This window comes from Streptomyces sp. CA-249302, from assembly GCF_050936785.1.
Taxonomy (GTDB): Bacteria; Actinomycetota; Actinomycetes; order Streptomycetales; family Streptomycetaceae; genus Streptomyces.
In genome coordinates this window covers 29396-42711 of sequence record NZ_JBNJMG010000001.1, presented here as the reverse complement: position 1 = coordinate 42711, position 13316 = coordinate 29396, and the positions used below count along the sequence as shown (strand labels likewise).

The following is a 13316-nucleotide window of genomic DNA, read 5'->3' as shown; positions in this document are numbered from 1 at the left end:
GCGGCGGTCACCGATCGAGGGCCGCGGGAATGCGTTCGAGCACGGGGAACGGCACCAGGCCGTAGTGGTAGAAGTCCACCGCGTCCGCACCCGCCGCGCGGGCCGCCGCCGTCTTCTCGGCCAGCGCGGCGGCGGACCCGGTGTCCGGAGCGCCCGGCCGCAGTACGGTCCGCAGAGCGCAGGTGTCCGCCAGTGCGGCGCGATAGGCGGCCGTGTCGGCCGCGACGCGGGCCGGGTCGCGGGCGTACGCGAGCAGGGCGTAGCCGGGCACGACCGCGCCGACGGCCGCCGGGTCGACGCCGATCAGCCAGGCGTCCTCAGCCGCGAGCGCGCCGGTCGGGAGGCCGTCGGCATAGCCCTTGGCGGCGCCGGTCAGATCCAGGAAGACCAGTTCGGAGCCCTCGCTCGCCACTGCGTCGGCGACGGTCCCGGCGAGTGAGGTGACGGTGGAGCGGCGGGCGCGGGCGTAGGCGGCGATCGGCTCGGGCAGGTCGTCGAGGCCGCCGGGGCCCGCGGGGGCCAGGGCGGAGCCGTCGAGGACCCGGGCGGTCGCTTCCACGGCCACCGCCCGTGCCTTGGCGGCGTCCACGCCCTGCGCCTCGGCATGCCGCGTGCAGTGCGGGCAGAAGCACAGGCCCAGCAGGAACTGCTCCAGCGGGCCGAGGGGCACGAAGCTGCGCTCGTGGTGGTAGCCGTGGCCGAAGGTGCCGTAGTGGAGCGACTCCGCCACCACCGCTTCCACGCCGAGGCGTGCGACGGACCTGGCCAGGGCGACGGCGTAGGCACGCACATCCGGGTGGGCGGGGCAGAGGTCCGCCGGAGCGGCCCGGTCGCCGAAGCAGTTCTCCTGGGTGACGTCCGGGTGGGCCAGCCCCAGGGTGGTGTTGTGCAGGAACACGGTCCAGCCGTGCAGGGCGGCGCCCCGCTCCGCGGTGGCACGACGCAGCTCGCGCAACGGTTCAAGGTCGGCGCCCGGCTGTACGGGTGGGGTCAGACGGGCCCCGTCGAACAGGTCAGCCGCGAGCGTGAAGTGCACGCCGTCCTGGCGCAGCGTGACCCGGGCGGGGCCGTGCGGCGTCACGTCGCGGGCCCGGTGGTAGGCGGCGGCGACGGTCAGGGTGTCACAGCCGTAGGCGCCGAGGACACGGTCCAGGACCGGGGCGACGCCCTCGGCGCGCAGGTCCTCGACGAAGGCATAGAGAGCGGATCGCACTGGATTCCCTTCGGGTTCCCGGGAGTCGGTCAGGTCCGTTTCCGGGTGTCGGTCAGCGTCCCCGGGCGGAGCCCAGGACGTGCGAGATCTCCAGGCCGGTGCGGACGACCATGGGGCCGACCTCACGGACCCGGGCGGGCGTCATCCGGGTGGTCAGACTGGAGACGCTGAGCGCACCCGCCACCGCGTCGGTGTGGTCGAAGACCGGCGCGGCGACACATCGCACCTCGGGTTCGTTCTCCCGGTCGTCGATGGCGTAGCCGCGCTGCCGGACCCGTTCGAGTTCGATGCGCAGCCGCGCGGCATCGGTGACCGTGTACTGCGTGATCGGGGGCATCCCCGCGTCCACCACGATGTGGAACGCCTCCTCGCCCTGCCAGGCGAGGATGGCCTTGCCTACCGCCGTGCGGTAGGCGGGCACCCGGCTGCCGATGCGGGATGCCATGCGCACGCTGGTCTCGTTCTCGACCTTGTCGATGTAGACGACGTCCGGCGGCTCGTACACGACCAGGTGGCAGGTCTCCCCGACCGCGTGCTGGAGTTGCCGGAGCGGTTCGGCGGCGGCGGTGCGCAGATCGAGGGAGGACAGATAGGCCTGTCCCAGCCGCAGGGTGCCGTGCCCGAGCCGGAACCAGCCGGTCTCCCGGTCGCGCACCAGCAGGTCGGCCTCGATGAGCGGCGTGGTGAGGCGCAGCACGGTGCTCTTGTTGACGCCGAGGTCGTCCGCGATCCGGCTCAGGGACATGCCCCGGCCCGTGCCGGCGTGGTCACGGACGTATTCCAGGACCGTGAGGGCGCGCCGCAGTGAAGAGGACTGGTTGCGCCGGGCCGGGGGTGTGGCGGTCATGTCGTACTCCTGGGCAGTAGTCCACGGGCCACGATGTCACGGGCGGTGGTGAGGTGACGTCCGGCTCCGGCGAGCGAGATCTCGTGGTGGCCGGGGAACAGCGCGTCCACGTCGAGCGCGGCCAGCATGGTCAGGCTGGCCGCGTACTCCGGCACCCGGCAGTCGTGCAGGTTCTGCAGGGAGATCCGCCCCCCGGTGAAGACACAGTCCCCGGAGAACAGGGCCGTGTGGTGCGGGGTCGTGAGCAGGTAGCACATGTGCCCGTCCGCGTGACCGGGCGTGGCCAGGGCTCGTACGACGACCCCGCCGCCGAGGTCGAACTCCGCGCCGTCGGCGACCGCCTCGACCCGGGGGCAGGGCGGGACGGCGTACTCGGGCGGGTAGACCCCTGCCGCCTTCCCCTTGTCCACGCTCAGGCCCGCCTCGTTCCCGTCGGCGATCCAGGCGACCGCCTCCGCCCCGGCCAGCACCCGCAGGCCGGGCAGCGCCGCGGCGAGAGCGGCGGCCCCGCCGGCGTGGTCGGCATGGCCGTGGGTGAGCAGGAGCAGGTCGGGGCGGACGCCCGCGATGCGCAGGATGTCGGCGGCGGAGCGTCCGGCACCGGCATCAATCAGCGCGCTGCGGCGGCCGCCCCGCACGAGATAGGCATGGCAGTCCAACGGGTCGGTGAGATCGAACCCGGCGGCTCCGCTGGCGACGAGCGTGACATGGTCGGTCAGCCGCATGCAGGCTCCTCCGGTACGGCCAGGGCACGCACCGCCGCCACCACGACCCGCGCGGCCAGCTCCACCTCCGCCAACTCCACCGATTCGTCCGCCGCGTGCGCGTCCCGCAGCGAACCGGGGCCGAGGACCGCCGTCGGCACGCCCGCCCGGGCGATCTTGCTCGCGTCCGTCCCGAAGGGCATGCCCGCGGTCTCGCCCGGACGGCCGTGAGCGGCGAGGGCGCCGCGCAACGCGCTCACCAAGGCCGAGTCCACTGGGGTGTCGAGAGCGTGGTCGACGAGGAACGGGGGGTCCAACTCGGCTCCCAGCTCGGCGAGTTCGGCGCGGTCCTGCCGCCAGACGTCGTCCGCCTCCTCGCCCGGCAGGGTACGCCGGTCCACGTCCGCCTCGCAGATGCCGGGAATCGTGTTCGGGCCGGTGCCGCCGCGGATCCGGGTGACCGTGCGGGTCGCCGGGCCGAGCAGCGGGTGCTGGGCGACGTCTGGGGGAGTGGCGGCGAGATGGGCCAGGACAGGCGCCATCAGGGAGATCGCGTTCACCGCCTCATCCGGGCGTGAGCTGTGCCCCGCCCGGCCCGAGGTCCGCACGGTGTAGCGCACCACACCCTTGTGGGCGACGACCGGCACCAGCCCGGTGGGCTCCCCGACGATCGCGCCCACGACCGTGCGCTCGCTCAGCTGCTCCAACAGGTGTACGACGCCCCGGTAGGCGTGCTCCTCGTCGCACACCCCGGCCAGCACGACCGTGTGCAACGGCTGCTCCCCACGGGCGAGTTCGGCGGCGGCCAGCATGAACGCGGCCAGCGGACCCTTGGCGTCGCAGGCACCGCGCCCGTACAGGCGGCCGTCGCGCACCTCACCGTCGAACGGCGGCACCGTCATCGCGTCGGTCTCGACCGTGTCGAGATGCGACTCCAGCAGTACTGCCTCCGCCAGCCGCCCCGGCACGATCGCCACCACGTTGCACCGGCCCGGCAGCACCTCGTGCAACTCGGCCCGCACGCCGTGCCGTTCGAGCCAGTCACGGACGTATCCGGCCACGGCCGTCTCGCCCCCGTCGCCCGACCTGCCGCGCGGGTTCACGCTGGGCAGCCGTACGAGATCCCGCAGCAGGGACGTCAGGTCCGTCATGCGCGGCGCTCCCTCGCGTAGACCAGCAGCAGGCCGATGATCAGCACCCCGAGGACGACCTGGCGCACGCCCTCCGAGAGGTTCCAGGACGTCAGCAGCGCGGTGAGCAGGGTCAGCAACAGGGCTCCGCCGACGGTGCCGAGGAGGTGACCGCGGCCGCCCAGGATGGAGGTGCCGCCGAGCACCACGGAGGCGATGGACAGCAGCTGGTAGGGGTTGCCCATGGTCAGCGAACTGGTGCCGGTGAAGCCGAGCAGCACCAGACCGGCCACCCCGGCGAGCAGGGCGCAGCCGACGTAGGCGGTGAACGCCGTCGCCGCGAGCGGCACTCCGGAGGCGCGGGCGGCGCTTTCGCCGGAGCCGAGCGCGAAGGCGTACCGGCCGGTGCGGGAGGCGTGCAGCAGCCAGCCTGCGACGGCCGTGATGCCGAGCCACAGGACGAACGCCCAGGGGACGCCCAGCACACGCCCGTTGGCGAGCGAGTCGAGGAGGGGCACCTCGGCCGAACTGGGCGAACCGTCCGTGTAGACGAGCAGGGCGCCCGCCAGAATGGTCCCGGTGGCCAGCGTCATCACCATCGGCGGCACCCGCAGCCACACCACCCCGGCCGCGTTCACCGCTCCCACCAGCGCACTGAGCGCGAGGGCCACCAGGATGCCCGTCGCGCCGCCCCCGGTACCGGAGGCGACCTTCGCGCAGACGACCGCGGACAGGGCGACCACCCCCGACACCGACAGGTCGATGCCGCTCATGATGATGACCAGGGTCTGGCCGACGGCGACGATACCCAGGAAGGACGCCGTCTGGACCAGGTAACGGAAGCTGGAGGCGCTGTCGAAGCCGTCGGCCAAGACGACCGCCGCCGTCCAGGTCAGCGCCAGCACGCCGAACGCCCAGGCGGCCCGGCTGCCACGTACCACGGCCAGCGTGCTCATACGGCCGCCTCCTTCGCGACGTACGTCTTCAGCGCGAGCGCGACCACGAGGATCACGCCCTGCACGACGAGCTGGTAGAACGGCGAGATCCCGGTGAACAGCAGCAGGTTGGTGAGCAGGCCGATCACCAGCGCGCCCAGGACCGTCCCGCGCATCCGGCCGACCCCGCCGAAGAAGCTGATGCCGCCGAGCACACAGGCGGCGATCGAGTTGAGGGTGTACGGCGCGCCGATCGTCGGATCCGCCGAACCGGTCTGGACGGCGAGCCCGATCCCGGCGAGCCCGGTGAACACGCCGGCCAGGGCATAGCCGCCGATCTTCACCGCACGTGTGGCCAACCCGCTGGCGTAGGCGCCGTGTTCGTTGCCGCCGACCGCGTACAGGGCGAGCCCGTGCCGGGTGGTGCGCAGCAGTTTCCACGCGGCGAGGACGACGGCGAGCGCGAGGGCGGGCACGGCGACGCCGTTCCAGCCGTTGTTGTACGCGTTCACCAGCCCGCCCGGCACATGTCCCCCCGGCTGCGGCAGGACCACGAGGGTCACACCGCTCCACAGGAAGGAGGCGGCGAGGGTCACCACGATCGGCGGGAGTCCCGCGTACGCCACGAGCGTGCCGTTGACCGCGCCGGCCCCGACCGCCGCGGCCAGCGCGAGCAGCGCGGCGGCCACGACTCCGCCGGTGCCGTGCGGGTCCTGGGTCGCGAACACCGCCATGGCGAGGGCGAGCACCGAGCCGAGGGAGAGGTCGATGCCGCCGAGCAGCATGACCGACGTCTGCCCGGCGGCGGCCAGCAGCAGCGGCAGGAACTGCGCCGACAGGATGGTGACGGAGGCGGGGGTCAGCAGTCCGGGGTCGTAGTGCTGGTAGGCGATGAGCAGGACGAGGAGGAGGCCGAGCAGCCACAGGATCTCGGAGTCGGCCCGGGCGCGGGAGAACAGACGCTCACGCACGGGCCACGCTCCCGGGTGCGGAGGTGTCCGGGGCCGAGGTCGCCCCGATGTCCGTGACGGCCGCGCCCGTCACGGACGCCCGCACGAGTCGCTCCTCCGTGAGGTCGGAGCCGGCCAGCCGGTCGACGACCGCCCCCTCGTACAGCACGGCCACCTCGTCGCAGAGGCCGACCAGTTCCATCGTGTCTCCCGAGGTGATCAGGACCGCCATGCCCTCGTCGGCCAGGCGGCGCAGCAGGTGGTAGATCTCGCGCTTGGTGCCGATGTCGATGCCTCGGGTCGGCTCGGCGAGGAGCAGCACGCGGGGCGCCGTCGGCAGCCACTTGGCGAGGGCCACCTTCTGCTGGTTGCCGCCGGACAGCCGGCGCGTCTCCTGTGCGGGGGAGGCGGCCTTGATGCGCAGCCGCTTGGTGAGCTCGGCGACCAGCCGGGACTCGGCGCCACGCGAGACGGTGGTGAGGCGGCGGGCCGGGGCGAGTTCGCGCAGGCTGGGCAGGGCGAGGTTGTCGCGGACGGAGCGCGCGGTGTGGACGCCCTCGGTCTTGCGGTCCTCCGGCACGTACGCGATGCGGTGCCGGATCGCCCGCCGCGGCGAGGTGATCCGGGCGGGCCGTCCGTCCACTGCGATCCGCCCGGTGTGCCGGGCGAGGCCGAACAGGGCGCGCAGCACCTCCCGTTGGCCCTGCCCCTGGAGCCCGCCCAGGCCGAGGACGCGGCCGGGCACGAGGTCCAGGTCGACCCCCGCGCAGGCGCCGGGGACGGTCAAGTCCCGCGCCTGGAGCAGGGGTTCAGAAGGGGAACCGTTCGCCTTCGCCGGGAACAGGTCCGAAAGTTCTCGCCCGATCATGAGGCGTACGACGTCGTCGTGATCGGTCTGTTCCCGTTCCCGCGTCGCCGTCACGGCTCCGTCCTTGAGCACCGTCAACCGGTCGCTGATGGCGAAGAGTTCGGCCATGCGGTGGCTGACGAAGATGACGGAGCCGCCGTCGGCGCGCAGTTCGCGCACGACCCGGAAGACGGAGGCCACCTGGTCCTCGTCGAGGGCTGAGGTGACCTCGTCCAGGATCAGCAGGCGGGGCCGGCCGGCCAGCGCCTTGGCGAGTTCCACCAGTTGGAGGCCGCCGAGCGGGAGCCGGCCGGCGCGCAGGTTCGGGTCGATGTCCAGACCGACCCGTTCCAGCAACGGGCGGGCCCGCTCGGCGAGTTCGCGGGATCGCACCAGACCGTGCCGGCTGGGCCAGGCGCCGAGGAAGACGTTCTCCGCGACGCTCTGGTGCGGGTTGAGGCTCAGCTCCTGGTGGACGGAGCCGATCCCGGCGGCCCGGGCGCGGTGTGGTGACCACGCCCGGGGTACGGGTGTGCCGTCGTGGACGACCTGGCCGGAGTCCGGCGCGAGCAGCCCGGTGATGAGGGAGAGCACGGTGGACTTGCCGGCACCGTTCTCCCCGACGAGCGCGAGGACCTCGCCGGGTTCGACGGTGAGACTCACCTCGCGCAGCACCTGGTTGCCCGCGAAGGACTTCGAGACCTGTTCCACGCTCAGCACGGGCGGCCTAGTCACTTTCCCGACTCCGCCTTCCGGCTTCACTTGCCGAGGAGCTTGTCGATCGCGGACTGCGAGATGTCGTTGATCGGGTACGAGTCGTCGGGCTGGTCGGTCTTGACGTACTGCGAGAGGTTCTCGTCGGTGATCTCGGGCAGCGGGACGGTGATGTCCTGCGGGACGGAGACGCCTTCCTTCTTGGCGACCGCGGCCTCCAGCGCGATCACGGCGAGGTAGTTGGGCTGGGCGGTGGCGTAGGAGGAGAATCCATTCTTCTTCTGTGCCTGCCACATCTTCAGGAAGCCGTTGTAGTTCTCGCCGGTGATCGGGACGAGCTTCTTGTCCTGCTTGACCAGCGTCTGGAGGGCGGCGGCCGAGAGTGCTCCGCCCTGGGAGAAGACGCCCTGGACGCCGGGGTGCGCGGAGTAGGCGGAGGCGAAGGCCTGGGCGGCCGGGGCGAGGTTGTACTCGCTGTGCACATTGCTGACGATCTTGATGTTCGGGTACTTCTTGAAGACCGCCTCGGCCCCGCTCCAGCGGTCCTCGCTGACGGCGACGCCCGCGGGGCCGTTCATGGCGATGATGTCGCCCTTGCCCCCCAGCTTCTTGGCCAGCCAGGTGGCCATCATCGAGCCCCAGGCCTTCTGGTCCGTGCCTACCCTGATCACCTTGCTGCTGGTGGGCAGCGAGTCGAAGGCGACGACCGTGATGCCCGCGGACACGGCCTGCTCCAGCGCCGGGTTGAGGGCGGTGGAGGAGCCGGCGTCAACGAGGATGACGTCGTACTTCTGCTGGATCATGGCGCGGATCTGCGCGATCTGCTGCGAGGTGTCGCCGTTGGCGTTGAAGGTCTTGAACTCGGAGACCTTGCCCGCCTTCTTCTGCTTGGCGACATCGCTGTTCAGCATCTTCAGCGTCTGCTGCATCCACGACGGAGTCAGGTAGATGGTCGACCAGCCGACCTTGAGGTTCTTGGCCGCGGCGGCGGAGGCGCTTGTGCCGGCGGAGGCCGAGCTGTTCTGGACGTCGCAGGCCGTCAGCGCGGCAAGGGCGCACAGGGAGGCCGCGAGGGCCACTCCACCTCGTGCTGAGCGTGAGTTCATGAAAAGCTCCTCGGTTCCCTCGAAGACGTCCGGGCCGCGGGGGCCCGGGGGGACGGGGTTGGGAAAGGGCGTGCGCGCACGCCGGAACATCCGCGTTCCGGCTGGTGGGGGCGTTACGCCCGGTGAGGACCGGTCTGTTGAGAGGGGAACTTATGGGTACGCCCAGCCGTGCACCACATCTGCAATACAGAATTTCGCATTGCACAACACGACCGCTCACGTGGCTGCCGACGGCGACTGCGCGGGCGGACCGCGTACAGCTGCGCAATCGGGGCACCTGGAGTCTCCTGGGCGACGGGAGGCCGGGATGAACGCGGGAGCGTTGGCGCGGGACGGCAGGGTCGGGGCGGCGAAGGCCGCCCGGGGGTCCGCGGTGAAAGCGGCCGCGCGGGCGGGGTTCGCCGCGCGCGGGGTGATGTATCTGCTCGTTGGCGTACTCGCCCTGCGGATCGCCTTCGGGGACGGTGGCCGGGACGCCGACCGGCGGGGAGCCCTCGCCGAGATCGGGAACCGGCCGTTCGGCTCGGTGCTGCTGTTCACGCTGGGCGTCGCACTGGCCGGCATGGCGCTGTGGCGGCTGTCCGAGGCGGCCTTCGGCGCGACCGGCCCCGACGGGCGCAGCGCGAAGAAGCGCCTGCTGTCAGTGGCCCGCTGTGTGTTCTATTTCTTCGTCGCCCACTCCGTCCTCGCCCTGGCGGCGGGCTCGGGCAACGGCGGCGGCTCCGACGACCGGCAGTCCAAGGACGTCGCCGCCCGGCTGCTCGGCGTACCCGGGGGACAGTGGATCGTCGCGGTGGCGGGCGCCGGGATCGTCGTCGCGGGACTGTGGATCGGCGGACGGGCCGTGCTGCGGAAGTACCACGACAAGCTGCGGCTGGGGGAGATGTCCTCGCGCACCCGGCACGCGGTCGACGTCACCGGTGTCGGCGGTGGTGCGGCCCGCGGGCTGGTGTTCGCCGCCGCGGGTGTCTTCGCCGTACGTGCCGCGGTGGACTACGAGCCGAACCGGGCCAAAGGACTCGACGACACCCTGCGGTCCTTCGCCCACACGCCCGCCGGCCCCGGCCTGCCGGCCTGCGTCGCGCTCGGTCTCGTCCTGTTCGGACTGTTCTCCTTCGCAATGGCCCGCTGGCGCAAGGTCTGAGCTTGTCCGTCGAGGGCAACGGTGGGGCGGGTTCGGTGGTCGTAGGGAGCGACACACATCAGTCTGCGGCTCTCACCTCCAACTGCCTCTGGCCGTGGGGTGGGTAGCCGCAGGGCTTCGTTCCCGGGAGGAACCATGAGCCGCTTCACCGTATCGTCGGCCGAGAGACGCACCGGCGGGTGCGAGACCGACGTGCCCGCCACCGCGCCCGCCCCGCGCATGAGGGCGGTCGGCGGCGTCATACGTCGCGGCGCGGTGGTGGGCGCCGTCACGGTGCTGGCGGCGGGGCTCGGCGGCTCGGCCGATGCCGCGTCCAAGGCTGCGAACGGTGACCCCGTGATCAGCGGCGCCACCGTCAACTCCGGGCACGACGTGATCGTGGGCATCACGCACGACGTGGTGTTCCCCGTGACGGTTTCCGGGTCGGACGACTCCGGCCTGCTCTCCGCGGACGCGGATCTGAAGGGGCCGCACGGCGGTTTCTACACGACGGACACCATGTGCCAGAGCGAATCGGCCTGCACGATGGCGTTCACCGTCAACGCCCACCTGGCCCCGGGGAGCGACGATCCGGTGGACCTGGCGAACGCCAACGCGGGCACGTGGTCCGTCGACACCTTGGTCGACGCCAACGACGGCGGTTCCGCCTTCGCCTCCGGCGTGGGAACGTTCGGCCTCAAGCGGGCGGCACGGCTCACGGTCAACGCGTCGCCGGAGCCGGTGGCCAAGGGTGCCAAGATCACCGTCACCGGCAAGCTCGTGCGGGCCAACTGGGACACCTACCGCTATGCGGGATACGCGGGCCGGGCGGTGAAACTCCAGTTCCGTCCCAAGGGGAGCAGCACCTACACCACGGTGGCCACGGTGAACACCAACAGCACCGGCAATCTCTCCACCACCGTCAAGGCGGTCCGGGACGGCTACTGGCGTTGGAACTTCACCGGTTCCACGACCACCGGACCGGCCAAGGCACCCGGTGACTACGTAGACGTGCGCCCCTGACGCCGGACGGGCACGAGCCTCCGACGCGGAAGCGTCGGAGGCCTCCACCGACCGCGTACGACCGTAAGGCGGGTCGAGCCCTGACATGACGGCTCGGACCAGGAGGTCTGTGTGCTGTGCGCTGGTCTTGGCTGCCGATACGCCCGCGGCGGCGCGACCACCGAGGAGATGTGGAAGCCCCAGGGCACCAACGGACACCGACCTGGTGACGGTGCAGATCGGCGGCAACGACATCGGGTTCGGCTCCATCATCGGCACCTGCGCCCAACTCGCCTCGAAGGACCTGACGGGCAACCCCTGTCAGCAGTACTACACCGCGTCAGGTGTCAACCAGCTGGCGCTGACGGTCCTCAAGACGGCGGCGGCTGCTACCCCTCGGTTCCGTTCGCCGCCAAGGACTTCCCCTACCCGCGCGACACCGAGAAGCGTGTCGACACGTACGGGCCCACGCGGGGCCACGACGTGTGCAAACCGCCCGCGGACCGCTGGATCGAGCCACTCCAGCCGGCTTCACCGGCGGCTCCGGCCCACCCCAACGCGAAGGGTGCGGCGGCCATGGCGGAGGCCGTACTGGCGGAGTTGGGCGCCGGCCACGGACACTGACGCGCTTCGGAGGCATCTCCAGCGGAACAGCGCCCGCAGAGCTTTGTCTACGCGTTCCGTACGCCACTGCTGTCCGCGGGGGATCCCCGCGGACAGTTGGCGATCCAGGGCAGTCAGGGTTCCCTCGAAGACATCCGTGCCGCGAGGCTCGGGAGGACTTCACGGCACCCCGCCGGGGCAGGAGACGTCAGCGGACGCGCAGGACGTCCAACGCGGTGAGAGCCACATGCAGGGCGGTGCGCTGTTCGCCGGATTCCAGGTCGCAGTCGAGGATCCGCTCGATCGTGCGCAGGCGCTGGTAGAACGTCTCGCGGGACAGGCCGCTTTGGCGGGCGGCGCCGGTCTTGTTGCCGGCGGCGTCGAGGTAGTGGCGGAGGGTCGCCAGCAGGGTGGAGCCGTTCCTGGTGTCGTGCTCGACAAGGCGGCCGAGCTGTTGTTCGGCGTATTCCTGGATACGGGTGTCCTCGCGCAGCGCGTACAGCAGCCGGGGCAGGTCGATGTCGGCGAGTTCGTGGAAGGAGCGGCCCGAGGGGAGGGGCTGATGGGGCGGGGTCGCGTCGGCCACGCGGGTCGCCCGGCGGAAGGAACGGGCGGCGTGGGTGATGTCGTCGACCTCGGAGCCGACGCTCACCACGGCCTGTGGGGCGAAGCCGAGCACGGTCCGGCTCAGCCGTTCGACGGTGGGTTGCCAGGGGTGCGCCGGGCCCAGGGCGAGCAGGACTCCCAGACGGCCGGGGGACAGTTCACCGACGAGAGCTGGGATTCCCATGCCGCGCAGGTCCTGGGACAGGCGGGCGTCGGGGGCTGTCGGGTAGGTCGGCGCAACGGTGGTCGTGGGGGGCGCCGGGAGATCCACCACGACCATGACGAACCGCCCGGTCGTCGTCGGAAGGCCCAGCGCGGCCAGGCGGGCGCGCGCGTCCTCCGGGGACCGGTGGCGCTGCTCGACGAGATCGCGCAGGGCGTTGCGGTGCGCGGTGCGTTCCCAGGGCGTGGCGTGGATGAGACGAGCGACCGTCAGGGCCATCGCCGTGCGTTCCAGGACGGTGACGTGCTCCGGCCCGAAGGCCGGTTCGATGCCGGTGGGGGCTGAGGCGGGCAGCATGGTCACGCGCCCCCAGCGTTCGCCCTGGTACTCGACCGGTGCGGTGAGCCAGCCCGCCGGGCCGCGTAGCCCCGCCCGGTCGCCCGGCGGAGTCGCCCGGGACCGCTGCTCCCATCCAGTGAGCGCGTCTTCGAGCGTGGTGCCGGAGGGCTCGCAGATCAGTGCCTGGTGGACCAGGTTCTCCAGGACGACCGTACGACCGCTCATCTCGGCCGCCGCCCGCAGGACGTCCTCCGCTCCCGCCCCTCGGAGCGTCAGGGCGGTGAACGCCTCGTGGACGCGCTGGGTCCGGCGCATCGCGTCGGCCTGGTTCCCGAGGATGAGGGTGTGGACGACCTGGGTGACCTCCAGGAAGTTCACGTCCCTTGTCAGGGTGATCAGAGGCAGTCCACGGGCGCGGCAGGCGTGTACGAGGGCGTCGGGCGGTCGGTGATAGCGGCGGACCAGTTCGATGACCAGGGCCGCCGCGCCGACCTCCGCGAGCTCGTCGACGTACCGCCGTACGCCCGCGGCGTCGTCGGGCAGCGGCATACCGGTGGTCAGGACGAGTTCGCCGCCCTTGAGGAAGGAGCCCGGGTCCGTCAGCTCGGTGATGTGGACCCAGCGGACCGGGCGGTCGAGGCGGTCGACGCCCGTGACCACCTGAGGCCGTCCGTCTGCCAGGACGGGCAGGGCCAGCACATCGGCGACGGTGAGGGCGTGGCCGGGCGTACCGGCGTCCCGGTCGTGCGGGTCCGACGGGCGGTCCGTCCAGGGGCTGTCGTTCACGGTGTCTCCATGGGGGCCCTGCTCGGGTGAAGCCGAGACCGGGGGAGTGCCCCGTCACTTTGACAAGCATCCCTGACCTGCGCAAGTGCCCCTTCGGCGCGGTCGGGCAAGGCAGTGACCGCAGGATCGCGGCCGTACGCCGGACACAATGTCAGAACTCCCTACCCCGGCCGGACAGATCGCGCGTTGGCCCCGCGTGGGACGGCACGGATGCTCGAAGCACCGCACCTGTCCGACGACCCACGCCG

General features: G+C 71.9%; 11 protein-coding genes and 1 pseudogene. 3 read left to right on the top strand and 9 right to left on the bottom strand.

The annotated features are described in order from the left end of the window. Nucleotides 1-7: 7 nt before the first annotated feature. Genes ACQEWB_RS00195 through ACQEWB_RS00160 form a run of 8 tightly spaced genes read right to left on the bottom strand, consistent with a single transcriptional unit; the run spans nt 8 to nt 8446 of the window. On the bottom strand, nt 8-1213 hold the full coding sequence (locus ACQEWB_RS00195; RefSeq protein ID WP_432825695.1) for a hypothetical protein: 1206 nt from the start codon (nt 1211-1213) through the stop codon (nt 8-10). A 52-nt stretch (nt 1214-1265) separates the two neighbouring features. Then, nucleotides 1266-2060, bottom strand: a complete 795-nt coding sequence (locus ACQEWB_RS00190; RefSeq protein ID WP_432825693.1) for an IclR family transcriptional regulator — start codon at nt 2058-2060, stop codon at nt 1266-1268. Continuing rightward, nucleotides 2057-2785, bottom strand: coding sequence for an MBL fold metallo-hydrolase (locus ACQEWB_RS00185; protein ID WP_432825691.1), 729 nt, complete (start codon nt 2783-2785; stop codon nt 2057-2059). The genes ACQEWB_RS00190 and ACQEWB_RS00185 overlap by 4 nt, the downstream gene beginning before the upstream one ends. Continuing rightward, complete coding sequence (locus ACQEWB_RS00180) at nt 2776-3915, bottom strand: M20 family metallopeptidase (RefSeq protein WP_432825689.1); 1140 nt, start codon at nt 3913-3915, stop codon at nt 2776-2778. The genes ACQEWB_RS00185 and ACQEWB_RS00180 overlap by 10 nt, the downstream gene beginning before the upstream one ends. After that, nucleotides 3912-4850 carry an ABC transporter permease gene (locus tag ACQEWB_RS00175; RefSeq protein WP_432825687.1) on the bottom strand — a complete coding sequence of 313 codons (939 nt, stop codon included), beginning with the start codon at nt 4848-4850 and terminating at the stop codon, nt 3912-3914. The genes ACQEWB_RS00180 and ACQEWB_RS00175 overlap by 4 nt, the downstream gene beginning before the upstream one ends. Continuing rightward, complete coding sequence (locus ACQEWB_RS00170) at nt 4847-5800, bottom strand: ABC transporter permease (RefSeq protein WP_432825685.1); 954 nt, start codon at nt 5798-5800, stop codon at nt 4847-4849. The genes ACQEWB_RS00175 and ACQEWB_RS00170 overlap by 4 nt, the downstream gene beginning before the upstream one ends. Further along, the gene (locus ACQEWB_RS00165; RefSeq protein WP_432825683.1) at nt 5793-7361 is read right to left on the bottom strand and encodes a sugar ABC transporter ATP-binding protein; all 1569 of its coding nucleotides are present in this window, start codon (nt 7359-7361) and stop codon (nt 5793-5795) included. The genes ACQEWB_RS00170 and ACQEWB_RS00165 overlap by 8 nt, the downstream gene beginning before the upstream one ends. A gap of 23 nt (nt 7362-7384) precedes the next feature. Beyond that, nucleotides 7385-8446: an ABC transporter substrate-binding protein gene (locus ACQEWB_RS00160; RefSeq protein WP_432825681.1), complete on the bottom strand. Its 1062-nt coding sequence runs from the start codon at nt 8444-8446 to the stop codon at nt 7385-7387. Between the two features lie 307 nt (nt 8447-8753). Here ACQEWB_RS00160 and ACQEWB_RS00155 point away from each other — a divergent pair, with 307 nt between their 5' ends. The 3 genes and pseudogenes from ACQEWB_RS00155 to ACQEWB_RS00145 form a co-directional block, all read left to right on the top strand. After that, nucleotides 8754-9590: a DUF1206 domain-containing protein gene (locus ACQEWB_RS00155; protein WP_432825679.1), complete on the top strand. Its 837-nt coding sequence runs from the start codon at nt 8754-8756 to the stop codon at nt 9588-9590. A 135-nt stretch (nt 9591-9725) separates the two neighbouring features. After that, nucleotides 9726-10592 (top strand): calcium-binding protein, encoded by an 867-nt coding sequence (locus ACQEWB_RS00150; RefSeq protein ID WP_432825677.1) that lies wholly within the window; start codon nt 9726-9728, stop codon nt 10590-10592. Between the two features lie 150 nt (nt 10593-10742). Beyond that, nucleotides 10743-11195, top strand: a pseudogene (locus ACQEWB_RS00145) (SGNH/GDSL hydrolase family protein); the annotation flags it as partial. 187 nt (nt 11196-11382) lie between these two features. Here the strand turns inward: ACQEWB_RS00145 and ACQEWB_RS00140 are convergent. Continuing rightward, nucleotides 11383-13068, bottom strand: a complete 1686-nt coding sequence (locus tag ACQEWB_RS00140; RefSeq protein WP_432825675.1) for a PucR family transcriptional regulator — start codon at nt 13066-13068, stop codon at nt 11383-11385. Nucleotides 13069-13316 lie beyond the last annotated feature (248 nt).

Coding starts and splice junctions, on each gene's coding strand:
- ACQEWB_RS00190 (WP_432825693.1), bottom strand. CDS start 2,060: ATGACCGCCACACCCCCGGCCCGGCGCAACCAGTCCTCTTCACTGCGG.
- ACQEWB_RS00185 (WP_432825691.1), bottom strand. CDS start 2,785: ATGCGGCTGACCGACCATGTCACGCTCGTCGCCAGCGGAGCCGCCGGG.
- ACQEWB_RS00180 (WP_432825689.1), bottom strand. CDS start 3,915: ATGACGGACCTGACGTCCCTGCTGCGGGATCTCGTACGGCTGCCCAGC.
- ACQEWB_RS00175 (WP_432825687.1), bottom strand. CDS start 4,850: ATGAGCACGCTGGCCGTGGTACGTGGCAGCCGGGCCGCCTGGGCGTTC.
- ACQEWB_RS00160 (WP_432825681.1), bottom strand. CDS start 8,446: ATGAACTCACGCTCAGCACGAGGTGGAGTGGCCCTCGCGGCCTCCCTG.
- ACQEWB_RS00155 (WP_432825679.1), top strand. CDS start 8,754: ATGAACGCGGGAGCGTTGGCGCGGGACGGCAGGGTCGGGGCGGCGAAG.
- ACQEWB_RS00150 (WP_432825677.1), top strand. CDS start 9,726: ATGAGCCGCTTCACCGTATCGTCGGCCGAGAGACGCACCGGCGGGTGC.